This window comes from Rheinheimera sp. EpRS3 (assembly GCF_001513785.1).
Classification (GTDB): domain Bacteria; phylum Pseudomonadota; class Gammaproteobacteria; order Enterobacterales; family Alteromonadaceae; genus Alishewanella.
In genome coordinates, this window is record NZ_LNQS01000008.1 from 222,594 (window position 1) to 246,802 (window position 24,209).

Annotated in this window: 26 protein-coding genes; 10 read left to right on the forward strand and 16 right to left on the reverse strand. The window is 47.9% G+C overall.

The window, feature by feature from the left end:
- From AR688_RS09645 to AR688_RS09705, 13 genes are all read right to left on the reverse strand, one after another.
- Entirely contained in the window at positions 1–870 is an 870-nt protein-coding gene (locus tag AR688_RS09645) for an MBL fold metallo-hydrolase (protein WP_068232626.1), read from the reverse strand.
- A 6-nt stretch (positions 871–876) separates the two neighbouring features.
- A complete protein-coding gene (locus AR688_RS09650; protein ID WP_068232629.1) occupies positions 877–2,166 on the reverse strand; it encodes an NCS2 family permease in 1,290 nt (429 codons plus the stop codon).
- 71 nt (positions 2,167–2,237) lie between these two features.
- Positions 2,238–2,450: a (Na+)-NQR maturation NqrM gene (nqrM, locus tag AR688_RS09655; RefSeq protein WP_068232632.1), complete on the reverse strand. Its 213-nt coding sequence runs from the start codon at positions 2,448–2,450 to the stop codon at positions 2,238–2,240.
- 10 nt (positions 2,451–2,460) lie between these two features.
- On the reverse strand, positions 2,461–3,486 hold the full coding sequence (locus tag AR688_RS09660) for an FAD:protein FMN transferase (RefSeq protein WP_068232634.1): 1,026 nt from the start codon (positions 3,484–3,486) through the stop codon (positions 2,461–2,463).
- Between the two features lie 61 nt (positions 3,487–3,547).
- Positions 3,548–4,780 (reverse strand): NADH:ubiquinone reductase (Na(+)-transporting) subunit F, encoded by a 1,233-nt coding sequence (gene nqrF, locus AR688_RS09665; RefSeq protein WP_068232637.1) that lies wholly within the window; start codon positions 4,778–4,780, stop codon positions 3,548–3,550.
- An 18-nt stretch (positions 4,781–4,798) separates the two neighbouring features.
- Positions 4,799–5,407, reverse strand: coding sequence for an NADH:ubiquinone reductase (Na(+)-transporting) subunit E (nqrE, locus tag AR688_RS09670; protein ID WP_068232640.1), 609 nt, complete (start codon positions 5,405–5,407; stop codon positions 4,799–4,801).
- A 10-nt stretch (positions 5,408–5,417) separates the two neighbouring features.
- On the reverse strand, positions 5,418–6,047 hold the full coding sequence (locus tag AR688_RS09675; RefSeq protein ID WP_068232641.1) for an NADH:ubiquinone reductase (Na(+)-transporting) subunit D: 630 nt from the start codon (positions 6,045–6,047) through the stop codon (positions 5,418–5,420).
- Complete coding sequence (locus AR688_RS09680; RefSeq protein WP_068232644.1) at positions 6,040–6,825, reverse strand: Na(+)-translocating NADH-quinone reductase subunit C; 786 nt, start codon at positions 6,823–6,825, stop codon at positions 6,040–6,042. The genes AR688_RS09675 and AR688_RS09680 overlap by 8 nt, the downstream gene beginning before the upstream one ends.
- On the reverse strand, positions 6,818–8,023 hold the full coding sequence (locus AR688_RS09685) for an NADH:ubiquinone reductase (Na(+)-transporting) subunit B (protein ID WP_068232645.1): 1,206 nt from the start codon (positions 8,021–8,023) through the stop codon (positions 6,818–6,820). The genes AR688_RS09680 and AR688_RS09685 overlap by 8 nt, the downstream gene beginning before the upstream one ends.
- A gap of 2 nt (positions 8,024–8,025) precedes the next feature.
- Positions 8,026–9,363: a Na(+)-translocating NADH-quinone reductase subunit A gene (locus AR688_RS09690; RefSeq protein WP_068232646.1), complete on the reverse strand. Its 1,338-nt coding sequence runs from the start codon at positions 9,361–9,363 to the stop codon at positions 8,026–8,028.
- Between the two features lie 319 nt (positions 9,364–9,682).
- Positions 9,683–10,876 (reverse strand): enoyl-ACP reductase FabV, encoded by a 1,194-nt coding sequence (fabV, locus tag AR688_RS09695; protein ID WP_068232649.1) that lies wholly within the window; start codon positions 10,874–10,876, stop codon positions 9,683–9,685.
- Positions 10,877–11,000: 124 nt separating this feature from the next.
- Complete coding sequence (locus AR688_RS09700; protein WP_068232654.1) at positions 11,001–11,333, reverse strand: BolA family protein; 333 nt, start codon at positions 11,331–11,333, stop codon at positions 11,001–11,003.
- 126 nt (positions 11,334–11,459) lie between these two features.
- Positions 11,460–12,092, reverse strand: a complete 633-nt coding sequence (locus AR688_RS09705; RefSeq protein ID WP_197412193.1) for an alpha-ketoglutarate-dependent dioxygenase AlkB family protein — start codon at positions 12,090–12,092, stop codon at positions 11,460–11,462.
- A gap of 23 nt (positions 12,093–12,115) precedes the next feature.
- Between AR688_RS09705 and AR688_RS09710 the strand changes: the two genes are divergently transcribed.
- The 5 genes from AR688_RS09710 (at position 12,116) to AR688_RS09730 (ending at position 16,229) form a co-directional block, all read left to right on the forward strand.
- Positions 12,116–13,279, forward strand: a complete 1,164-nt coding sequence (locus tag AR688_RS09710; RefSeq protein WP_068232656.1) for a methyltransferase — start codon at positions 12,116–12,118, stop codon at positions 13,277–13,279.
- A 2-nt stretch (positions 13,280–13,281) separates the two neighbouring features.
- Positions 13,282–13,833 carry a YajG family lipoprotein gene (locus tag AR688_RS09715; RefSeq protein WP_068232660.1) on the forward strand — a complete coding sequence of 184 codons (552 nt, stop codon included), beginning with the start codon at positions 13,282–13,284 and terminating at the stop codon, positions 13,831–13,833.
- A 1-nt stretch (position 13,834) separates the two neighbouring features.
- Entirely contained in the window at positions 13,835–14,425 is a 591-nt protein-coding gene (locus AR688_RS09720) for a peptidylprolyl isomerase (protein WP_068232665.1), read from the forward strand.
- Between the two features lie 58 nt (positions 14,426–14,483).
- Complete coding sequence (locus AR688_RS09725) at positions 14,484–14,804, forward strand: hypothetical protein (protein WP_068232668.1); 321 nt, start codon at positions 14,484–14,486, stop codon at positions 14,802–14,804.
- A 90-nt stretch (positions 14,805–14,894) separates the two neighbouring features.
- Positions 14,895–16,229: an AmpG family muropeptide MFS transporter gene (locus tag AR688_RS09730; RefSeq protein ID WP_231732029.1), complete on the forward strand. Its 1,335-nt coding sequence runs from the start codon at positions 14,895–14,897 to the stop codon at positions 16,227–16,229.
- Positions 16,230–16,257: 28 nt separating this feature from the next.
- Here AR688_RS09730 and AR688_RS09735 read toward each other — a convergent pair whose 3' ends face one another.
- On the reverse strand, positions 16,258–16,500 hold the full coding sequence (locus tag AR688_RS09735) for a helix-turn-helix domain-containing protein (protein WP_068232674.1): 243 nt from the start codon (positions 16,498–16,500) through the stop codon (positions 16,258–16,260).
- Between the two features lie 249 nt (positions 16,501–16,749).
- Here AR688_RS09735 and AR688_RS20340 point away from each other — a divergent pair, with 249 nt between their 5' ends.
- Complete coding sequence (locus tag AR688_RS20340) at positions 16,750–16,923, forward strand: hypothetical protein (RefSeq protein ID WP_197412194.1); 174 nt, start codon at positions 16,750–16,752, stop codon at positions 16,921–16,923.
- Between the two features lie 58 nt (positions 16,924–16,981).
- Here AR688_RS20340 and erpA read toward each other — a convergent pair whose 3' ends face one another.
- Positions 16,982–17,323 carry an iron-sulfur cluster insertion protein ErpA gene (gene erpA, locus AR688_RS09745; protein WP_068232678.1) on the reverse strand — a complete coding sequence of 114 codons (342 nt, stop codon included), beginning with the start codon at positions 17,321–17,323 and terminating at the stop codon, positions 16,982–16,984.
- A gap of 165 nt (positions 17,324–17,488) precedes the next feature.
- Here erpA and AR688_RS09750 point away from each other — a divergent pair, with 165 nt between their 5' ends.
- The 4 genes from AR688_RS09750 to hemL all read left to right on the forward strand — a co-directional run bounded on the left by AR688_RS09750 (position 17,489) and on the right by hemL (position 22,068).
- Positions 17,489–19,195, forward strand: a complete 1,707-nt coding sequence (locus AR688_RS09750; RefSeq protein ID WP_082694756.1) for a chloride channel protein — start codon at positions 17,489–17,491, stop codon at positions 19,193–19,195.
- Positions 19,192–19,623, forward strand: coding sequence for a CopD family protein (locus tag AR688_RS09755; protein ID WP_068232679.1), 432 nt, complete (start codon positions 19,192–19,194; stop codon positions 19,621–19,623). The genes AR688_RS09750 and AR688_RS09755 overlap by 4 nt, the downstream gene beginning before the upstream one ends.
- A 107-nt stretch (positions 19,624–19,730) precedes the next feature.
- Positions 19,731–20,744, forward strand: a complete 1,014-nt coding sequence (locus AR688_RS09760; protein ID WP_068232680.1) for an aspartate carbamoyltransferase — start codon at positions 19,731–19,733, stop codon at positions 20,742–20,744.
- A 43-nt stretch (positions 20,745–20,787) separates the two neighbouring features.
- Positions 20,788–22,068, forward strand: a complete 1,281-nt coding sequence (gene hemL, locus AR688_RS09765) for a glutamate-1-semialdehyde 2,1-aminomutase (RefSeq protein WP_068232681.1) — start codon at positions 20,788–20,790, stop codon at positions 22,066–22,068.
- Here hemL and AR688_RS09770 read toward each other — a convergent pair.
- A complete protein-coding gene (locus AR688_RS09770; RefSeq protein WP_068232684.1) occupies positions 22,065–24,140 on the reverse strand; it encodes a winged helix-turn-helix domain-containing protein in 2,076 nt (691 codons plus the stop codon). The two genes, hemL and AR688_RS09770, sit on opposite strands and share 4 nt — an antisense overlap.
- Positions 24,141–24,209 lie beyond the last annotated feature (69 nt).

Genomic DNA, 24,209 nt, shown 5'->3' on the forward strand with positions numbered 1-24,209 from the left:
CTAGTTTACATCGGCACTTACGTCGGCATGATACAGGGTTTTAATCCAGCGCTCTTCAGTAATAAAGTTCCAGTGCCAGCTCTGCCATTGCTGCCCCAACCCTTTGCTTACCGCTTGCTGTTCGGTCATACCAGCGGCTTTATAGCCTTGCACCACGGCCAGCGTGGCTTCCATCATATCCAGTGAGCGTTGCACACCGGCTTTATCGGTTAACTCGCCATGGCCGGGGATAACTTTAGTCTGCTCGTTCAGCATGCCAATAAGGGTGCGCGTATTATCGATATAGCCTTTAACCGAGCCGCCATTACTGACATCAATAAACGGAAAGCGGCCTTCAAATAACAAATCGCCAAAATGTACCGCATTAGCCTGCTCAAACCACACCACAATATCACCATCAGTATGGCTTGGCGGCATATAATCCAGCCGCACGGTTTGGCCGTTTAAATGTAAAGTGAGTTGGTCACTAAAGGTGGTCTTGGGTAAACCATTACGCGGAAATTTTTCATCTTGTGATAAACGGCTAAGCACATTGTTGTGGGCAATAATGTCGATATCTGCTGCCAGCGCACTGTTACCGCCAACATGATCGCCATGTAAATGAGTGTTGATCAGTGTGGTTAAGGCTTTATTTGCGCTTAGCTGCTGTAACTTCGCTTTTATTTTGTCTGCCAGCTCAGCGTATTGGGTGTCGACCAGCAATATCTTATCACCGGCGATTAAGGTAGCCATATTGCCACCGGCGCCAGACAGCATATACAGATTATCTGCCAGTTTCGTTTCTTCTACCTGCACGTCTTTAAAGCGATCTGCCTGTAGCGGTGCTGCCACAAGCAGCAATACCAGCGTAATGGCGAAGCTAAGTTTCATCAGATTTTATCCCCAAATAAATTTGGCCAGAAATATCAGCGCCAGTAACCAGACACTGAGTGTGGTTTGCTGTAGCTTACCAGTGACTAAACATAACACAGCATAACTGATAAACCCCATACCAATACCGTCTGAAATAGAGAACGTCAGCGGCATCATAATCAACACAACGCATACAGGCACGGCGTGGATCACATCATCCCACTCTACATGTTTTAGACTGCTAAGCATTAAAGTAGCCACGTATAGCAAGGCACCGGCTGTAGCATAAGGTGGCACCATAGCCGCTAACGGTGAAAACCACAGTGCAGCCAGAAATAGCAAACCAGTCACCACGGCCATTAGCCCGGTGCGTCCGCCTGCTGCTACCCCACTGCTGCTTTCTACATAGCTGGTGGTGGTGGAAGTGCCAAACAGCGCACCAAAGATAGTGGCGCTGCTGTCAGCGATCAGCGCTTTATTCAGATCCGGTACTGTGCCATTTTTTTGCATTAAACCCGCTTTATGGCTTACCGCCACCAGCGTGCCGGAGGTATCGAATAAATCCAAAAATAACAGGCTTAAAATAACCGGCAACATACTTAAACTAAGTGCTGCGGCAAAATCCAGTTGCATAAAGGTAGGCGCTATGGACGGCGGCAGCGCGACCACACCCTTAAACCGGGTATCACCAAGCCACCAGGCTAATGCTGTTACCAGTAAAATACTGATTAACACTGCGCTGTGCCAACCGCGGTGCGCCAGAGCAAAAATAACGAAAAAACCTGCCACAGCCAGCAACACTTGCGGGCTGTGTAAATCGCCCAGCGTCACTAGCGTAGCCGGGCTGGCTACAATAATATTGGCAGTTTTAAGGGCGATAAGCGCCAGAAACATGCCAATACCGGCGGCTATGCCCATCTTTAGCGGCAGCGGAATGCTGTTTATAATCCACTCGCGGATTTTAAAAATGCTTAGCAGCAAAAACAAACAACCGGAGAAAAACACGCACGCCAGTGCGGTTTGCCAGCTATGGCCCTGCTCTACCACTATAACGTAGGTAAAAAACGCATTTAGCCCCATACCCGGTGCCAGCGCTACCGGCAAATTCGCCAACAAACCCATTAACAGACAACCTAAGGCGGCTGCCAGACAAGTAGCAACAAATACCGCGCCCTGATCCATGCCGGTTTGCGCCAGCATGGCAGGGTTTACAAACAACACATACGACATGGCCATAAAGGTTGTCAGGCCAGCTACAGCTTCACGTTTAACCGATGTGCCGCGTGCGCTAAGTGCAAATAATCTGTCCAGCAAGGCGGTATTCCTCTAATGTAAAAAAGCTGGCGTGATGCCAGCTTTAGTAATAACCCAATAAACTCATCTGCTTAGATAATTTTATTCTGCTGCCAGAACTTTTCTTTATCCAGCCGCTGTTGGCGTTTTTCGCAAGGTTTATCGCAGTCACAAGCTTTCTCTATACCTAATCCATCCAAACCACCGCAGCTACCGGCAATTGTTTTACGTTGAACCAGATAACCAATAGCCATTGCGACCATAACCAGCAAGAACAAACCGAAAGTGAGCAAAAAAATAGTCATAACCACTCCACTATTGTGTTAAATAAGGCTCAAAGGCTGCAGAGCTAAGCTCTGTATAACCCTCGTTTGTTTTAACCACCAGTAAAACCGCAATATCATGCTGATTGGCAAATGCCAGCGCCTCTTGCGAATCCATCACATTGAGTGCTGTAGCATAGCCATCCGCTGTCATACAGGACGGGTGCAATACTGTTACCGATACAGTGCGATTATTAATCGGCTTGCCAGTACGGGGGTCGAGTAAATGTGAATAGCGTACGCCGTTCTCTTCAAAATAAATACGGTAGTCACCGGAGGTTGCCACACCAATATCGCCTGGTACTAAAATACGCTGTACGGCACGTTCGTTATTAACAGGTTTTTCGATAGCAATTTTCCACGGCTGTTGCTCAGGCTTAACACCTTTCAACCGCATTTCGCCGCCAATTTCTACCAGATAATTGCTGATACCGTTTTGCTCCAGTATCGCTGCTACCTGATCTACGCCAAAGCCTTTTGCTATCGGTGATAAATCAACTGCAAGTCCCGGGTTGGCTTTTTGCAATCCTTGTGCCGTCAGCGTTAACTTATCAAAGCCTACCACAGCCTGGGTTTGTTGTATTACTGCATCATCAGGGGCATGCTCGATACGGCCCCTTGCACCAAAGCCCCACAGCTCTACCAGCGGGCCAACAGTAACATCCAGCACACCCCGTGTCTGCTGTGCAATACGCAGAGCTTCTGCCACTACGGTGTGGGTTTGTGGCGATAGCGGAAAAACACTGCCATCGCTATGACGGTTAAAACGCATCAGTTCTGACTCGGGTCGGTAGGTCGACATTAAATCGTTTACCAATTCAAGTTCAGTATCAATCTGTTGTTGCAGCGCCGTTTTGTCTACTGCGACATCGGTATAAAATTTAACCACATAATAAGTGCCCATCGTGTTACCGTTTAACTGATATTGCTCAGTCGGCGGGGTTGACGGGCTGCATGAAACTAAAATGGCCAGCCCGATAAGAGCCAGCCAGTTTTTCAGCAAAGAAACACGGGACATAAGGGTTCCTGATAGCAGAAGGGGCAACCTGTTACGGTGCCCCTGCCGGTTTACTTAACTGTTAGCCGCCGAAGTCGTCTAACAGAATGTTTTCATCTTCTACGCCAAGATCTTTAAGCATATTGATAACCGCTTTATTCATCATTGGCGGGCCGCACATATAAAATTCACAGTCTTCCGGTGCTTTGTGGTTTTTCAGGTAGTTTTCATAAATAACGTTATGAATAAACCCTGTATAACCGGTCCAGTTATCTTCCGGCTGTGGATCTGACAACGCAACATGCCACTCGAAGTTGTCATTTTCTGCTGCCAGCATATCGAAATCTTCTACATAGAACATTTCACGTTTAGAACGGGCACCGTACCAGAAGGTAATTTTACGCTTCGATTTTAACCGGCGTAGCTGGTCAAAAATGTGCGAGCGCATAGGGGCCATACCTGCACCACCACCGATAAACACCATTTCCGCTTCCGTTTCTTTGGCAAAGAACTCACCAAAGGGGCCAGAAATAGTGACTTTATCACCTTCTTTCAGGCTCCAGATATAAGATGACATCTTACCGCACGGTAGCGTCAGATTATTTGGCGGCGGTGTAGCAATACGTACGTTTAGCATAATAATACCCTCTTCTGACGGATAGTTCGCCATTGAGTATGCACGTATGGTTTCATCGTCTACTTTTGACTCCAGACTAAAGAACTTAAAGCGTTCCCAGTCACCACGGAATTGCTCTGGGATCTCAAAATCCTTGTACTTAACATGGTGAGCAGGTGCTTCGATCTGAATATAACCACCGGCACGGAATGGCACTGACTCACCATCCGGGATCTGCAGTTTCAGTTCTTTAATAAAGGTCGCTTTGTTATCGTTAGAAATAACAGTACAGTCCCATTTTTTGATGCCGAAGATTTCCTCTTCAACTTCAATTTCCATATCAGATTTTACATTCACCTGACAAGACAAACGGCAACCTTCGCGCGCTTCACCTTTAGTAATGTGGCCAAGTTCAGTAGGCAGAATTTCACCGCCGCCTGATTTCACGTGCACACGGCACTGGCCACAAGAACCGCCACCGCCACAAGCTGATGATAAGAAAATGCCTTTATCCGCTAAAACACCCAGCAATTTACCACCGGCTTTAGTTTTAATCGCCTTGTCCGGATCACCATTAATGCTGATGGTAATGTCACCTGAAGCTACTAGCTTGGATTTAGCCGCTAAAATAATAACGACCAATGCCAGTACCACCAGGGTAAACATGCCAACGCCAAGAAATATGTCTAAATTTTCCATCTTCTGTGCCTTTACCCCTTACAGTGAAACACCAGAGAAAGACATAAAGCCTAACCCCATTAAACCAACCATTAAGAAGGTGATGCCCAGACCACGTAAACCATGTGGAATATCTGCATATTTCAGCTTCTCACGAATACCGGCCAGCAATGTAATAGCCAACATCCAGCCAATACCGCTGCCAAGACCGAATACCACACTTTCACCGAAGGTGTAATCACGCTCAACCATAAAGGCTACCGCACCGAAAATGGCACAGTTCACCGTGATTAATGGCAGGAAGATACCAAGGGCGTTGTACAGTGCCGGAAAAAACTTATCTAAAATCATTTCCAGAATTTGTACCAATGCGGCGATAACACCAATATAAGTTAAGAAACCCAGAAAGCTTAAGTCTGCATCCGGGAAACCGGCCCATGCCAGTGCGCCGGGTGCTAACAAATTTTTGAATACCAGATTATTTACCGGTACCGAAATTGCCAGTACCACGGTAACAGCAACCCCCAAACTAAAAGCGGTAGTGATTTTCTTCGATATAGCGATAAAGGTACACATACCGAGGAAGAAGGTCAGCGCCAGGTTTTCAATAAACACTGCGCGAACAAATAAGCTTATATAATGTTCCATCTACAGCTCCTTATGCCTTCTCGACTTGTTCTGTACGGTAAGTACGCAATAACCAAATCAGGCCGGCAATAATGATAAAGGCACTTGGTGGCATTAACAGCAAGCCCATTGGCTGATACCAGCCGCCATCTTTTACCAGTGGCATAATTTCAATACCAAACAGCGTACCAGAACCGCCTAATTCACGGATAAAGGCTACTGTCATCAGCACCACGCTGTAACCTAAACCATTACCGATACCATCCAGGAAGCTGATACCCGGCGCGCTTTTCATCGCGAATGCTTCAGCACGGCCCATAACGATACAGTTGGTAATAATCAGGCCAACAAATACTGACAGCTCTTTGGCCACATCGTAAGCAAAAGCTTTCAGCAATTGGTCTACCACTATTACCAGAGAAGCGATGATCGTCATTTGCACGATAATGCGCACGCTGGACGGTATATGGTTACGAATTAATGAGATAAAAAAGTTAGAGAAAGCCGTTACCAGAGTTAGTGCAATACACATAACCAAGGCTTTATCCATCTTGGTGGTTACCGCCAGCGCAGAACAGATACCCAGTACCTGAAGTGCTATAGGGTTATTGGCAAATACCGGGCCAAACAGAACCGTTTTAATTTCTTTTGCATTAGCCATTATTCAATGCTCCGTCGCGAACTTTAGCCAGGAACGGGGCAAAACCCTTAGCACCTGCCCAGAAATCGAAAGTGTACTGTACGCCATTACTGGTTAAGGTAGCACCAGACAAGCCGTCTACTTCAAAAGCAGAATCAGCACTGGCATTACCCGGTTTAACCACTTTAATAGCAGGAGCACCGGATTGATCAAGCAACTTTTTACCTTCAAATTGCGCCACCCATTTCGGGTTTTGCACTTCGCCACCTAAGCCAGCCGTTTCACCCTGCTCGTAGTAGTTAAGGCCCTTAATAGTAGTGCCATCCGCACCCAGCGCTAAAAAGGCATGCATCGTTGACCATAAACCATAACCATGAATTGGCAGCACTATGGCTGACAGCTCACCGGATTCAACGCCGTTGTTGTAAGCCAGATAAACCGGAGCAATATTAGCGCGGCTTTTGATGGAAGCCAGATCTTCGTCACCTGATAAGCGAATACTCTCGTCCGGGTCTTTCATAAACTTCCGGTAATCGTAGTTCGTAGGCTTTTCAACAAAGTCGCCGGTATCCAGGTCAACAAAGCGCTCTTCAATGTGCTTGCTGTACAGCTCGTTAATATCACTGCCAGACAGTAAGCCCGTTACTGCCAATACGTTTTTCTGCGAGTCCAGCAGCTTGTTTGCAGTTTGTTGCGGGCGTAACTGCACTGCTGCAGTAGACACAATAACCGCACAGACTAAACATAAAGATATGACTACGATCAGCGTTTTGCTGATGCTATCGTTATTACTAGACATTACGTGCCAGCCTCCGTTTGATGTTGGCCTGAGCCACGAAGAAATCGAACAATGGCGCAAACAGGTTAGCGAACAGTATGGCTAACATCATACCTTCAGGGTATGCCGGGTTAGCAACACGGATCATCACAACCATAAAGCCAATCAGAATACCGTATGCCCACTTACCTTTATCAGTAAAGGACGCCGAAACCGGATCAGTAGCCATAAAAAACATACCAATAGCAAAACCACCTAACACCAGGTGCCAGTGCCACGGCATTGCAAACATAGCATTGCTTTCTGAACCGATGGCATTAAACAGATAAGCAGACAGCACCATACCCACCATCACACCGGCAACAATGCGCCAGGAAGCAATGCGGAAGTAAATCAGAGCTAAACCACCGATTAATAATGCTAATACTGAGGTTTCACCGACAGAACCTGGAATAAAACCAAAGAAGGCATCCCACCACAGGTCCATGTTAGTCGCGTAATCCAGCTCGCCTGCTGCCGCCTTGCTTAACCAGGTAGCGCCTGAATAACCATCGGCTACCGTCCATACTGCATCACCGGAGATTTGCGCCGGATAAGCAAAAAACAGAAACGCACGGCCAGCCAGCGCCGGGTTTAAGAAGTTACGGCCGGTACCACCAAATACTTCTTTGGCAATAACGATACCGAAAGTGATACCCAGTGCTACTTGCCACAACGGAATAGTCGCCGGCAGAATTAACGCAAACAGGATAGAGCTGACAAAGAAGCCTTCGTTAACTTCGTGCTTACGCACTGAGGCAAACAATACTTCCCAAAAGCCACCAACAATAAAGGTCACAGCGTAAATTGGCAAAAACCATACCGCGCCGTACCACATTTTACTGCCCCAGCCAGACTGAGCTGTCAGTTCGCCACCTAAGGCCTGATATACAGCAACCTGCCAGGTATCCGGTGTACCAAAACCGGCCTGCAGAGCAATAACCGCCTGGTGACCAATATTGTACATACCAAAGAACAGCGCCGGGAATAACGCCAGCCAGACAAAGATCATGATACGTTTTAAATCGATACTGTCACGCACGTGAGTACCGTTTTTCGTAACAAGACCCGGGGTATAAAGAACAGTAGCAATAGCTTCATACAGCGCATACCACTTTTCATATTTACCGCCTTTCTCAAAAGACGGTTCAATGCGCTCTAAAAAATGCTTCAAACTCATGATTAGCCTTCCTTCTGAATGGTCGTCAGGCAACTACGCAAAATGGTGCCATAGTCATACTTACCCGGACAGACAAAGGTACACAGCGCCAGATCTTCTTCATCTAATTCCAGACAACCTAAAGATATTGCACCGTCAGTGTCACCCGACACCATATCGCGCAGCAGCAACGTAGGCAGAATATCCAGTGGCATCACGCGCTCATAGTTACCAATTGGCACCATAGCTCGGGCTGAACCATTAGTGGTTGTCGTCATGTTAAACAACCGCTTCGGATTCAGATGCGACAAATAAGCACGGGTTACTGAAAATTTAGTTGCGCCCGGAGCAATCCAGCCTAAGAACTCTTTTTCAGTACCTTCAGCCAACACAGAAAGCTGAGTGTGGTAACGGCCGACATAACCGTGTACGCCGTTTGCTGTAGCACCTGCTAACACTGAACCAGAAATAATACGGTTCTGGCCATCTGCCAGTTCACCGGCAGTCAATTCGCTGGTTGAAGCGCCCAGTACGGTTTTAACCAAACGCGGATTTTTCACAGCCGGGCCAGCCACAGCGATTACACGCTCACTGTGTAGCTCACCGGTGGTAAATAACTTACCGATCGCGATAACGTCCTGATAACCGATGTGCCAAACCACTTTTTTCGCACTAACAGGGTCAAGCAGGTGAATATGCGTACCTACCAGACCAGCTGGGTGCGGGCCATCAAACTCTGCTACTTCAGCTTTGCTGATAGTTGGCACTGCGGCTCCGGCTTTCTTACACAGATATAGCTTACCGTCAGTCAGCGTTGCTAACAGGGTTAAGCCCTGGGTAAATGCTTCGCTGTCAGCAGCGATAACTACAGCAGGATCAGCAGCCAGTGGGTTGGTATCCATGGCATTGACGAAAATCGCACGCGGCGTACTATCAATGGCTGGAGTCTGGCTAAACGGGCGGGTGCGCAGTGCAACCCATAACCCTGAATCCACCAGATTTTGTACGATCTGTTCACGGCTTACACCGGCGAGCTGATCGGCAGAATATTTGGCAAACTGCACGGCATCATCACCTGCAGCAGCAATCACTACAGACTGTAATACCCGTTTAGCGCCACGGTTGATCTCTTTGACGGTGCCCGCCAACGGTGCAGTAAACTTAACGCCGGGCGTTTTCTTATCTTCGAAAAGTACCTGGCCTTTCTTTACCGTATCGCCAACTTCAACCGACATGGTTGGACGCATACCAATATACTCTTCGCCTAATACAGCGACAGTGTTAATGGTATTGCCCGCACTGATCTCTTGTTTAGGACTGCCCGCGAGGGGAATGTCCAAGCCTTTTTTGAGTTTTATCATACGTACTTGCACTACTATTTTGGGAAGAAACAGGGCCTAGTTTTTCAGCTGCTCACCGCGCAGCGCATCCGGAGTTATTTATCAGGGTTTCCCGCTGTTTATTTTTAAACCGGATACACGTATTAAAGTCGCGGATTCTAGCATTAATACAGCTGCCTATCTATGCTGTTGCGCAAATTTTCCGGCAAACCAACCGGGCAATATGGCCATTGGTCTAGCCTGACAGCGCCGCGGCATTAGTGCTTTACTGCTGCAAATTCTAGTCAACTTTAGTCCATTTGCGCATAAACAAAAGCCGCCCGTAGGCGGCCTGATAAAATTAACCGGCAATATTTTGCAGTGGCACCATAGGTGAGACATCTGCATCATAATCTACATGGCTGTAGCCAAAACCAAATAATCTTAAAAATTCATTATGATAGCCTTTGTAATCAGTCAGTGTATCAATACTGTCTGTTGTTACCTGGCCCCATAAATCTTTTACTGCCTGTTGAATATGTGCGCTAAGCTCCTTGCCGTCCATGCGTAAGCGGCCGGCCTCGTCCATGACAGGCGTATCGCTATACAAACCCTGACGGAATAAGCCGTTAATTTGCTCAATACAGCCTTCATGCGTGCCTTCTTCTTTCATGACACGGTACAACAGCGAAATATACAGCGGCATAATAGGAATGGCAGAGCTGGCCTGAGTCACCAGCGCTTTTAACGACGCGACGTAAGCCTTACCCTTTTTGCTGGCTAACTGGGCCGTAATGGCTGCGGCCGCACGATCTAAATCTTCCTTGGCTTTGCCGATGGTGGCTTTGCCATAAATTGGCCAGGTTAGCTCTTTACCAATATAGGTGTACGCTACGGTCTGGCAGTTATCTGCCAGCACACCGGCAGCATCCAGCTGATTTAACCAGCGTTCCCAGTCTTCGCCGCCCATCACTTTTACTGTTTGATAAATTTCATCATCATTGGCAGGCTCTACCGACACTTCTTCTATTTCACGCTTGCTGGTATTGAGTGTTCTGGCCGTGTATGACTGACCAATAGGTTTTAATACTGAACTGAATATTTCGCCGCTCACCGGATCTTTACGTCGCGGCGCTGCCAGGCTATACACCACCAGATCGATTTTACCCATTTCACTGCGGATAATATCAATGGCTTGCGCTTTTAACTCATCGGTAAACGCATCGCCGTTAATGTGTTTATTCCACAACCCTTCTAGCTGAGCAGCCTGTTCAAATGCGGCAGTGTTATACCAACCAGCAGAGGCCGTTTTACTCTCTGTGGGTTCTTTTTCAAAAAATATACCTAAGGTTTTAGCGCCTGAGCCAAAAGCTGCAGTAATGCGCGAAGCCAGGCCGTAGCCGGTAGATGCACCTATTACCAGCACATTTTTCGGCCCGTTAGCCACAGGGCCAGCTTTTTTTACATACTCGATTTGTTCTTTTACATGCTCGGCACAGCCGACAGGATGGGCGTTAGTACAGATAAAACCACGAATTTTCGGTTGAATAACCATGACAGCTCCTGCTGTTGTCTCGACAAAATTAACGCTAGTGTAAAACTTTACCGCAGAAAACAGGTCTGATCAGCCGTTTTATGTGTCAGAACATAATTAATATGCGCCGGACAGAAAAAAAGCGTCATACCGACGCTTTTTCAATTTTATTACCGCCATAGCATCGTGGCGACACCGGCGGTTTTTCAGCGTAGTACTCATACCACTCAGACGGTGTGTACGTGTGCAGCGCCAACGCGTGAATTTTCTCTGCCAGTTCTTCTGCCACTATGGCATTAACGGCCCGGTGGCGCTGTAGCAAGCGCATACCATTAAAAGCCGGCGTGACAATGACCACTTTAAAATGCGACTCAGAGCCCTGAGGCACATTGTGCAGGTGGCTTTCGTTCACCACGTCAAGGAACACAGGATCAAATGCACTCAGTAACTTCTGTTCAATAGCTGTATGAATCAACATAGTCCTAATCCTTTTTTATTCCTTTAACTAACTCTAGATGCCCGTGTTAAACTTGCCAGCGGGTTTTGCTGTCAAGTTAAATAATCCGAACTAACGGGCTGGCGGCATTACTAAAAATAAATTTGTCTAAGCCTTTGCTGCAATATAACGAAAGGTCAGGTTCAACCTGGCCTCAGTTACCCGGCTTTGCTTTGGCAACCGGTGCAACCAGTGCTGCTGGCAACCCTGGCTCATTAGCAGCAAACTGCCTGGCGTTAAATCCAGCGCCAGTTGCCAGTGCTGCTGGCGATGTTTTAACTCAAAACGTCGTGCGGCGCCAAGACTAACAGAGGCGATAACCGGATCATCTCCCAGTTCTGGCTCATTGTCAGCATGCCAGCCCATATGTTGTTGACCGTTTGCATATAAATTAAGCAACACGCAGTTAAACGGTTGCTGCAAAAACTGGCTTACCTCGCCGGTAAGCTGCTTGACTGCCGGATGCCAGGGTTCAGGCGTAAAAGTAGTACCTGAGTAACGATAGCTGCAATGACTATCGCCCATCCAGACTTGCTGGCGTGGTATTTTTACTTTTTTACCAAACATCGTAATGCTGTCCTGTTTCCAGGCCAACTGAGCCCCCAGCTCAGCCTGTAACGCCGCAGTTGCAGCAGCATTTAACCAACCTGGCCATAATGTCATCTGCGCATCCGGCAAACGGAACACTTGCTCCGGGCATTGCTGGTTGTCGGCCTGACGTGGCCGTGTCAAAATACTCATCTTATTTCATCACTCGTGTTTCTATGAATACCACTTTTGTGCATTCTCAAGGCAGCCTGCAGTTACACCGCTGGCCGCTTAACCAACCCAATAACAGTTTACAGGCCTGGGATGCGGCTGACGAATTGTTGATCCTGCATGCGCAGGAAGCAATTAGCCAATTCACATTGCAACATCAGCGTCAGCCGACTTTGCTGCTTATTAATGACAGTTTCGGCGCTTTATCCTGCGCGTTGTCTGACTGCCCGCAGTTTCAGGTAAATGACTCAGTGCTGGCAGCGCAGGGCACTTTATATAACCGGCAACAAAACAATATTGCGGATAGCGGCCTGCAGCAATTATCCAGCCTGGCCCCCTACCCGGCGCAGCCAGATATAGTACTGCTTAAGCTTCCCAATAATCACAGTTATCTGCAATATGTATTGCAACAACTTGCCAGTGCAGTTACGCCGCAAACGTTAATTCTGGCCAGTGCCAAAGCAAAAGATATCAGCCGTAACGTACTGGCGATGTTCGACAATACACTGGGCCCGGCCACCGCGTCGCTAACAGTGAAAAAGTGCCGTCTGATCCAATGCAGCTTTAGCACGCTATTACCGGGTGCTGCTGCAGTACAATTTCCGTTAGCCTGGCCGCTGGAGCATACCGAATTTACTGTGGTAAACCATGCGAATGTGTTTTCCCGCGAAAAGCTGGATCAGGGCGCGCGCTTCTTTTTACAGCATTTGCCTGAAATAAAAAGTGCCCAGCGTATTATCGATTTGGGCTGCGGCAATGGCGTATTGGGACTTGCGCTGCTAAGCCAGTATTCTGACTTTCAGCTGGTGTGTTGTGATGAATCTTATATGGCGGCAGACTCGGCCCGGCAAACCATAGCGAACAACTTGCCGGATAAAATAGCGCTGTGTGAGTTTGTCGTGGATGACTGTCTGAGCCAGCAGCAAGATAAATCGGCCGATATTGTGCTGTGCAACCCGCCATTTCATCAGCAACACGCCGTTACCGGCCATATTGCCAGCCAGATGTTTACTGACGCCAAACGGGTACTGAAACAAGGCGGCCGTTTGCGCATAGTGGCAAACCGTCATCTGGGGTATGCTGATGTGCTTAAGCGTTTATTCGGCAATTGCCAACAGCTGGCGGCCGACCCTAAATTTGTCATTTTAGAAGCCATAAAAAGGAGCTGAACATGCGCTATATACTTTTAACCCTGCTGTTGCTTACCGGCTGCAGTGCACCAACACCAAAGTTTATTTTGTCGCCGCAGATATTCTGGCCGCAATCGACTCTGTTACAACAAGCCAGGTTTGCCTTTGCCGTATCTGATGAACGAGGCAGACCTTATTCATTGCGGATCCAAAAAGGTACCGATATACAGCAAATTAATGCCAGTAACGATATCAGTGCCGATTTACAGCGCACTATGGCACAAGCGTTAACCGATCAGGCAGCGGTGCTGGATCAGAACAGTAATACCCAAATGACCATAAAAATTACCCTGTTGCAGGCTCTGGTAGACCAGCGTTCGCTGGAACACGCCGTAACGAATCAGGTTTCGTTAACAGTGTTTGTACAAAGCTCACAGGGCACGTTCAGCAAAACCTATTCAGGTGACAGCAGCTACACGGCTCCGTTTCGTATGGATGTAGCGGCGGTTGAGCGTGAATTACGAGTATTAACAGAGCAAGTACTTGGCCAGATCCTGCAGGACAACAGCTGGCACCAGGCCGTTCGGGGGTAATATGCGTAGCTGGACAACATTCGCGCTGCTGTTGTTTACTCTGGTAACAGCCAGAGCTGAGGCCGGACAATTTATACAGCCCAATAACTTGTACCCTAAAGTAAAACTGATGACATCGCATGGCGATATTATTGTTGAGCTGGATCGTAGCCGTGCGCCGCTGAGCGTGAACAATTTTCTCAGTTATGTGAAAAAGAAAAGTTATGACAACACGCTGTTTCACCGGCTGGAACCTGAGTTTGTCTTACAGGGCGGTGGCTATGACGCAAACTATAAACCGGTAGAAGAGCAAAAACCGGTGTTTAACGAATCAGGTAATGGCATGAAAAACCAGCTTGGCACTATTGCCATGGCGCGCCTGAATGATCCACACAGCGCCACCAGCCAGTTTTTCTTTAATTTGCAGGACAACCCACACCTTGATCCTGGCCGTAACTGGGGTTACGCCGTTTTTGGTTACATTGTTGAAGGCAGCGAAGTTATAGAGAAAATAAGAGCGGTAGCAACCGACACCTCAGCAGAACTTGGCTGGCCAAACGTGCCGGTAGAAAAGGTGTTGTTAAAAACCGCTGTCGTGCTGCCAGAGCAATAAAACCGGCTATACTTGCCTTAACAGTTTTGTCAGTAAGGGGCCGCTGTTAAGGCAATATATGTTAAACCACTTTATTGAGCTGAAATCGCAACAGCTGATTTTTTACATTTCGCGTTACTTCCGTGGCCGCTTGCCGCACAGCGAGCTGCACCTGTTTATCTGGGATACATTGGAAGAATGGGCACAATTAAGCGCAACAGCTCAGTTTCCTTGCAGTTGCAAAGAGCGGGTGTTCTGGCACTTAATTCATCAGTTAGAATTTTGGCCCGATAGCATACTGCAACAAGACAAACTGCTTCGCCGCAATATTCAGGATTGCCTCTGTTATCTTAAAGGCTATGGCGTAGCACCGCCGGATTGCGTTGGTATTAGGCCCTAGCCAGGTTACGCTTTGGCAGTTAACAGAGCTTGACCAGAATAATCCGCGCTGTAAGCTAGGCCCACAAGCGTGTTTTAGCGGATGTCCGTTTTGCCTTATTACCTAGCCTGGCTGTCTGGCCTGAGTATCTATTTCCAACGTCGTGTACTGAGTATCTTTGTGCTGGGTTTTTCCAGTGGCCTGCCGTTAATGCTGGTGTTTGGTGTGCTATCTTTTTGGTTACGTGAAGCGCAGGTGTCGCGTGCCGATATTGGTTATTTTAGTTGGGTAGCAATGGCATACGCCATTAAATGGCTGTGGTCGCCGCTGGCTGATCATCTGAAAATTCCACTACTGCATCAAAAACTTGGCAGACGACGCAGTTGGCTGCTGATATCCCAGCTTAGCGTAATGGTGGCAATTTGCTGTATGGCATTAACCGATCCGCAGCAGGATTTAGCCCTGATGGCCGCTTTTGCTGTCATGCTGGCTTTTGCCTCAGCAACCCAGGATATTAATGTTGATGCCTTTCGTATTGAAAGCGCGCCCGAAAAGCTGCAGGCCGCGCTGGCTGCTGCCTATCTTGCAGGTTACCGACTGGCGATGATTATGGCATCGGCAGGTACCTTGTGGTTGGCCGCTATATTCTCCGATGGTAGCAATTACGATTTGGCCGGTTGGCAACAGGCATATGTGGTTATGGGGTTATGTATGCTGCCAGGTATCATCACCACATTACTTAGCAAAGAACCTGTCAGTGGCCTGCAGCAGCAACAATATACCAGCGGTTCCTTATTACAGCGCACTCTGTCCTGGCTAAAACAAGCAGTGGTTGCGCCCTTGATTGATTTTTTCAGCCGTTATAAATGGCATGCACTACTGATCCTGTCACTGATTGCGTGTTACCGCCTGAGTGACGTTGTCATGGGTGTGATGGCAAATGCGTTTTATGTTGATATGGGCTATAGCAAAGAAGAAGTTGCCAGCGTTTCGAAGATCTATGGCGTTATTATGACGTTGATCGGCGCCGCCCTTGGCGGAGTGCTGATTAATCAGTTTGGTATAATTAAAATCCTGTTTATTGGCGCGGTGCTAAGTGCGGTAACTAATTTGCTATTCTCTGCATTAAGCCAGATTGGCTATGATCTGATGTGGCTAACCTTAGTCATCTCGGCAGATAATTTGAGCGCAGGCATCGCCACCAGTGCTTTTCTTGCTTATCTAGCCTCTTTAGTTAATCTGGCATTTACTGCCACCCAGTATGCGATATTCAGCTCGCTGATGTTGTTGCTACCTAAATTTACCGGTGGCTTTTCCGGGGTATGGGTAGAGCAGATGGGATATAGCCAGTTTTTTATCATGACCGCCCTGATGGGCATACCAGCATTAGTATTGATTGTGTTATTGGCACGCGCTGAGCGCTTAAAACAGAACGCCGCACAATAGCGCGGCGTTGCTGATGTAGTTCAATGGATCAGGCTGATAATACTTGCTTTAACCCTTCCGTGGGGTCAACGTCCAGTGCCTGACAGTAACGTACGTATTCAATCACATCTAAACGACGTTCCTGGTTTTCTACCTTACCAATAAAGGAGTGCGGTGTACCCAAAATTTCAGACAGGCTGCGCATAGTGTGGCCTTTTTCCTGACGCTGCCGTTTCAACCAGACACACAGACGCTTATTTTCATCAGAAATTACGCTTTTTGTACCTTTCATGTTTTTTTCTTCTCCCAGCGTGTTACGCTTTTATTATGTCAAAAATACTTCCTGCAAAAATCAAAACCCTATTGCAAACGCAATAAGCAATAAAAATCGGTTAATTAAACCACAGGATGCGACAAGCGTACAGCCACAACTGTTAAAATATGTATTACGACTTTACAGTGCCAGAAATGGCGTAATGTACAGCTTAGAATTAATGCGAACCTTGAGCAGCACCATGCCAGGTATCAAACAGAGATAAAGATGATAAAACTATTTTTTTTAATGCCAATATTGATGTGCGCACTTTGGTACTGGTACCTAAAGCAGTCAGGCTGGACCATCCGGCAGGGGAAAAAAGGGTTTGCCTACATTATTGCCTTTAACGGCAGCATTGCACTGGCATTGTGGGGCATTATGCTACTGACTCAGCGCTGAGCCAGCAGCTTAAATAACAGACGGATCTGTAGTTTTTATTTTACAAAACCACTACGGCTTACACTGAAAAAGACGAGCCACAACCGCAAGTTGTAGTAGCATTAGGGTTTTGTATAATAAAGCGGCTACCTTGCAAACCTTCGGTATAATCTACCACGCCGCCCATCAGATACTGCAAGCTCATAGGGTCAACTACCATGGCAACGCCCTGCTTCTCTACGACGAAATCGCCTTCATTAACTTTTTCATCGAAGGTAAAACCATACTGAAAGCCAGAACAACCACCACCGGTAATATACACCCGTAGCTTTAGCTCAGGGTTTTCCTCTTCACTGACCAGCAACGCCACTTTACGTGCTGCCGCTTCAGTAAATTCAATTGGTACAGCTGGCTCTGACATAACAACTCCACAGGTTTAGCTAAGGGACAAATTATCTAATACTTGACTAATTTATTCAAGTATTAGCCCTATTCAGCGCAGATTAGTTATCGTCTTCGATAATAAAGCTGAGTTCTCAGCAACTTATGATAAACTCTGTATTAACTATTACGGGTGTTATGGCTTATGCAGCGCTGGCAGATCTGGCTTCCGTCTTTACAACGTCGTTTGGCATTACCACAAACCTCTTTGCAACTCTGTGTACTGGGTATGCTGGGTGGTCTGGCGGCGTCCATTCTGATTATTTTATTCCGCTTAGCCATTATTGGCCTGCAGAGCTTTTTCTTAGATCGTACCGACGACTTCTCAACAGTTGGCACAGATATCCGCTGGATGCTGCCAGTAGGCTCTGCAGTGTTAATTGGCCTGATTGCCTGGATCACCGGCTATAAACATTACCGCCTGGGTATCCCCTTTGTTATCCATCGGATAAAGCTAAAATACGGCATGATGCCAACCCGCAATACACTTAACCAGTTTTTTGGCGGCATATTAGCGCTGGCCGGTGGTTTTTCTGTCGGTCGCGAAGGCCCATCTGTACATTTGGGTGCTTATGGCGCCAGCACCCTGGGTAAATATCTTCAACTGCCTTACAACAGCATTCGTATTCTGGCGGGGTGTGGCATCGCCGCTGGTATTTCCGCCTCGTTTAACACCCCGCTGGCAGCAGTTATTTTTGTGATGGAAGTGGTATTGCGTGAATATCGCGTACATGTGTTTATTCCTATTATGCTGTCATCCGTTGTGGGTGCTCTGGTCACACAAACAGTGTTTGGCAGCGACAGAGAGCTGGCACTGCTGAATATAGTGTCTATCAGCGGTTGGCATATCCCTTATCTGGTGCTGTGTGGCATTGTGTTCGGCGCCATTGCCTTTGTGTTTAACAAAAACATGATGCGCCTGATAAAGTTGTTTAAAAACTGGCCGTTAATATTGCGTTTATGCCTGGCAGGCGCGCTTACTGCGGCGGTGGGTTATGTTATTCCGCATGCGATGGGTTCTGAAACCGGCGCGATTTACTATGCAGTAAATGCACCAAACGACGTTGCCCTGCTGCTGACCATTTTTATCGGTAAAATGCTGCTAACCTTATTTGCTTTGGGTTTAGGTGTACCCGGCGGTGTTATTGGCCCGGTATTTGGTATCGGCATTGTGTTGGGTACTTTGCTGGCTATTGTTCCGTCTGCCATTATTGGTGATAACAGTATCGCCGGTACTTATGCGGTGCTGGGGATGGCTGGTTTAATGGCCGCCACCATGCACGCGCCGTTGGCGGCCTTAGTAGCAGTAATGGAGCTGGCGCACAACCCCGGCATTATTGTGCCCGCCATGGTGGTAATAACCACGGCTTATATTACCGGTGTACAGTTTTTTAATAACAAATCTATTTTCCTGCTGCAGCTCGATTTTCTACAGATGCCCTATAAGCTATCTCCTGCTGATGACGTGTTGCAAAAAGTAGGTGTGCTGGCACTGTTAGATAATCAGTATCAGTTACTTGATAACCCCGACGAGCAACACGTGCTGCAGGCCCTGGATAAGCTGGAACCGCCGCATCAATTGCTGGTAAAACGTGATACGGGCGCTCAAAGCACGTTTTTGCTGGCAAGCTATGATGTTCAGCTGTCGATGACGGGTGCCAGTGCAGTGCAATACCTGCCATTACAGGGTTTAACGCATCAGGCCACCATGGCCGAGGTGTTTGCCATTTTGGAAGATAAGCGCGAAGGCGCAGTGTATATTTATCGCGAAGAAGAACCACAACAGCTGATCGGCATTATCCGCTGGGATCAGGTGCGCAGTTTATTGGTAAAACAGAACAATTTATTATGACGCTTATACTTGTATACAAAGCCTTACACGTGTTTTTTATGGTTGCCTGGTTTGCCGGTATTTTTTATCTGCCACGTTTATTTGTTTACCACGCCGGTACCACAAGCCTGGACTGCGACGCCGAATTTAAAGTGATGGAGCGGCGCTTACTCTATTTTGTAACGCCTTTTGCCGTGCTTACACTAGTGTTTGGCTTACTGCTTATTCACAGTTACGGCGCAGCCTGGTTTAAAGCCAGCCACTGGCTGCACTATAAACTGCCTTTGGTGATGTTACTGTATCTGTATCATGCTTATTGTTTTAAATTGCTGGCAGATTTTAAACACAACCGTAACCGGCGCAGCCCGCGGTTTTACCGCATTTTTAATGAAGTGCCGGTACTGGTTTTGCTGGCAATTATCCTGCTGGCGTACTTAAAACCCATGTAGCAGCTTATTCGCTTTTAACCGGTGTTTTCGCGTATAATGCGCCGGTCCATTGCCGGTTCCGGCCCAGTTCCGGCCCGGGTTAATTCTCAGCGAAAAGAGCACTGACTATGAGCTTTAAAGGCGAACACATCCTCTCGGTAAGCCAGTTTGATCGCGACACCATTCAACATGTTTTTGATATTGCCCGTAAGATGCAGCCTTATGCCAGCCGGCAAAAACGTACCAAAGTGCTTGAAGGCGCTATATTAGGTAACCTGTTTTTTGAACCCAGCACCCGTACCCGGGTCAGTTTCGGCTGCGCGTTTAACTTACTCGGCGGTGAAGTGCGTGAAACTACCGGTATGGAATCGTCTGCGTTATCGAAAGGTGAATCGCTGTTTGATACCGCCAGGGTGATCAGCAGCTACAGCGATGTTATCGCTATGCGCCATCCGCAGGCCGGTTCGGTAGCCGAATTTGCCTTAGGTAGCCGGGTGCCGGTGTTAAATGGTGGTGATGGCGCCAACGAGCACCCTACTCAGGCACTGCTGGATCTGTTTACTATTGAACGTGAGCTGGCCTCTTCAGGCCAGAGTATTGACGGTATGCATATCGCTATGGTGGGCGACTTAAAATTTGGCCGCACCGTACACTCATTATCTAAACTGTTAAAACTGTATAAAAACCTGCGCTTTACGCTTATTTCGCCAAAAGAGCTGGCAATGCCGGACGATATTGTCAGTGCCATTGAAAATGCCGGCCATCAGGTGAATGTTACCGATGTGCTTGAGGGCAACCTGAATGCTGATATTGTTTACCAGACCCGTATTCAGGAAGAGCGCTTTCCGTCAAAAACAGAAGCCAATTTATACCGTGGAAAATTTCGCTTAAACCAGGAAATTTATACCCGCTACTGTAAATCCAACACCGTCATTATGCACCCGCTGCCACGTGACTCGCGTATTGAAGCAAACGAGCTGGATAATGACTTAAACCTGAACCCTAATCTGGCTATCTTCCGTCAGGCCGATAACGGCATTCTGGTGCGGATGGCTTTATTTGCGCTGACGCTGGGCGTTGAAGGAATTATTACCAACTACGAATGCGCTGTGCCCTGGTATAGCAACAAGCACAGTGGTTAATACAGCGTGTAGCTGTTTCAATTTATTTATCGGAAACTGATTTATGTCTTTATCTGCAGAACTGTTCCAACGTGCCCAGCACACCATTCCCGGCGGTGTAAACTCACCGGTTCGCGCTTTTAAAAGCGTCGGTGGTACACCGGTATTTATCGACCGTGCTGACGGTGCTTACCTGTTTGATGTTGATGGCAAACGTTATATCGATTATATCGGCTCCTGGGGCCCAATGCTTTTGGGACATAATCACCCGGCTATCCGTAATGCTGTTATTGAAGCAGCCGCCAAAGGCTTAAGTTTTGGCGCGCCCTGCCCGGCTGAGGTAACCATGGCTGAGCTGGTAAGCAAACTGGTGCCATCAATGGAAATGATGCGGATGGTTAGCTCCGGCACAGAAGCCACTATGAGCGCCATTCGGTTAGCTCGTGGCTATACCGGCCGTAATACCATAGTTAAATTTGAAGGCTGCTATCATGGCCATGCTGACTCACTGCTGGTAAAAGCCGGTTCAGGCGCACTGACCCTTGGCGTACCAAACTCGCCTGGCGTGCCAGCCGATTTTGCCAAATACACGCTAACCAGCGAATTTAACAACCTGCCACAGTTAGAACAGTTATTCGCGCAGCATGGCGACGATATCGCCTGTATTATTGTTGAGCCGGTAGCAGGTAATATGAACTGTATTCCACCTGCCCCCGGCTTTTTACAGGGCCTGCGCCAGCTGTGTGATCAATATGGCGCAGTACTGATATTCGACGAAGTGATGACCGGTTTTCGTGTAGCACTGGGCGGTGCCCAGGCGGTGTACAACGTTAAGCCGGACTTAACAACACTGGGCAAAATTATCGGCGGCGGTATGCCTGTTGGAGCCTTTGGTGGTAAGCGCGATATTATGCAGCATATTGCTCCGCTGGGGCCGGTGTATCAGGCTGGCACATTATCGGGCAATCCCATTGCGATGGCTGCAGGCCTGGCGGCATTGACTGAGATCAGCAAAGCGGGTGTTTATGAGGCTTTAACCGCTAAAACGACCCAACTAATTAAAGGCATCAGCGCAGCTGCGGCAAAACATGGCGTGCCACTGGCCACCAATCAGGTGGGCGGTATGTTTGGCTTTTTCTTTACAGCTGAACCCAGCGTAACCAACTTTGCCCAGGCGACTCAGTGTAATATCGATGCTTTTAAACGCTTCTTCCACCTGATGTTACAGCAAGGCATTTACCTGGCACCTTCAGCCTATGAAGCCGGTTTTTTATCGCTGGCGCACAGTGACGAAGATCTGGCGCAAACCATTACCGCCGCAGAGCACAGCTTTAAACAACTTTAACGGCGGTTTTGTAACCAGACAATATCGGTATCGTACGGCCTTTGCCGTACGATATAACCAAGACCACTACCATCGCTGTATATTGCCACCGGCATTTCCTGCTCCATAACCAATAAAGCATTCACCTGCTGCGACAACCAGTCAAAACGATACACTGTTGTATTGTTATCTGCCAGCCAGTAAATGCCACTGTTATCAGTAAACCATTGTTCACCCGTGCTGCTACGCCAGTCAATTTGTACCGGCAGGGTTATCAGATCCTGTGCCGGTGTTAATAAAGCCAGGTTTACACTATTAGAAAACTGCAGCACTAAGCCCTGTTGTGGGCCGCAACGTACGTCTGTAACGTCAGGCATAACACTCTGTGGCGTAGCGCCTTTTTCTGTCATTAACACCCAGCCATCAGCTGTAAGTGCTGTCCAGTACAACTTGCCATGGCAACTGGCGTAACGCCCTGCCGATGTCATCACGTGATATTGCTGCAGTTGGCCTGATGCCAGGTCAAGCTGATACAAGCTGGCATTAATTAACACCAGCAACTGCCCTTGATGCCACAACATCTGCTGCACATGTTGTTGCTCAGTAAAGCGGGTGATCTGTGTACTATCCCGCTCTTGCGCCAGCCAGATTTGGCTATGCCCGGCACGTTCTGATACAAAAGCCGCCTGTCCGGTCTCACTTATAGCCAGTAAGCGTTCACTACGGTTACTGACATGCCATGGCAATAACTGTATACCGCCGATTGCGGCCGGGTTATCCGCCACCCGCAGGATATCCGTGGTGTAATCTAAAAATTGTGTTGCCAGTACCTGTCCGGGATAACGTAATGCCTGAGTCAGTTCACGTGTCATGGGCCCCAGGCCCTGACTGCTATCTGATTTTAACGAAACAATCTGTAACTCCTGCTGCCCGGCAGACAACAATAACTGCCGCTCATCCCACCAGCTAAATTGGGTGATAACATAAGGAAAATCCAGTAACTGTTCAAACTCACCGTCCGGTAATCGCAGTTGCAGCAGCACTGACTGATTAGCTGTCTGCTGAGCAATAAAGTACAAGGTATTATCGCTGATTAACATATATGAAATATCGCGCCAGCGGTTGTCCTGCGACAACATCATCTCTGCAGCCTGGCCTGGCAAAGCACTCCAAAGCTGTAGTTGATTGGCAGCAGTATCAACATCGAGCCACAACAACCGTTGTTGCCACAAAACAGCACCCTGGGGCAGTACTTTCTGACAGGACCAAAGCGGTTCAGGCTGCGTTGCCGGTTTGATGTGCTGACGGTAAAAGTGACAATTACCGTTGATGGTCTCAGCACGGAAGATGATATGTTCAGCATCCAGCCACAGTGCCTGAGACAACTGGCGATACTTTTGCGACATGTGCTCAACTTTAAGGTCTGTAAGGTTCTGCAAACTCCAGTTAAATAAAGTACTGTCCACAGCTTTATGTTGATACAACACATCAGTGCTGTCTGGCGTTAATACCGGCCAGTATTCCTGCCCGCTTAACGCACTGATAGGTGTAATGGTATCAGGCAATTTTATCAGCGGCGTTGAGGTATAGGTCGCCAGTACATATGCCAGGCTGGCACAGCCAATAATCACCGTCAAAGCAGTGCCAGCGATAAAGCGCCATGCAGGTCGTGGTTTTACTTCAGGGTCGGCATCCGCCATTACCGCTTCAACAACAGCATGCCCACCACTGGCAACGGCAATATCCTGCAACTTGGCCGGTGTAATAGCTGCCAACCAGCGATAACCCTTTTTCGATACTGTCTCTATGTAGCTTGGTGAGCGTACATCGTCGCCAAGCACTTTACGCAGCGCCCCTACAGCACGCATAACCGCAGCATCAGTGCCTTCATCGGCAGGCCAGACTTTTTCAATCAGTGTATCTTTGGCCAGCAGGATATCGGGGTGCAGTAAAAAGTAATTAAGCAGGCTGTGTAAGCGGGGTTCCAGCCGGACCATATCGTTCACACCAGTGGCATCAACCGGCCACAGCTGACCATAGATCACCTGATAATACCAGTTTCCAATTTGTACCACGGGGTCAAGATTTGACATTAAGGTCCGCCCGACAATTGATTGTCTGGGCGGATTATACCTTAACTATAAGAAATGTTTAGCGTTGTT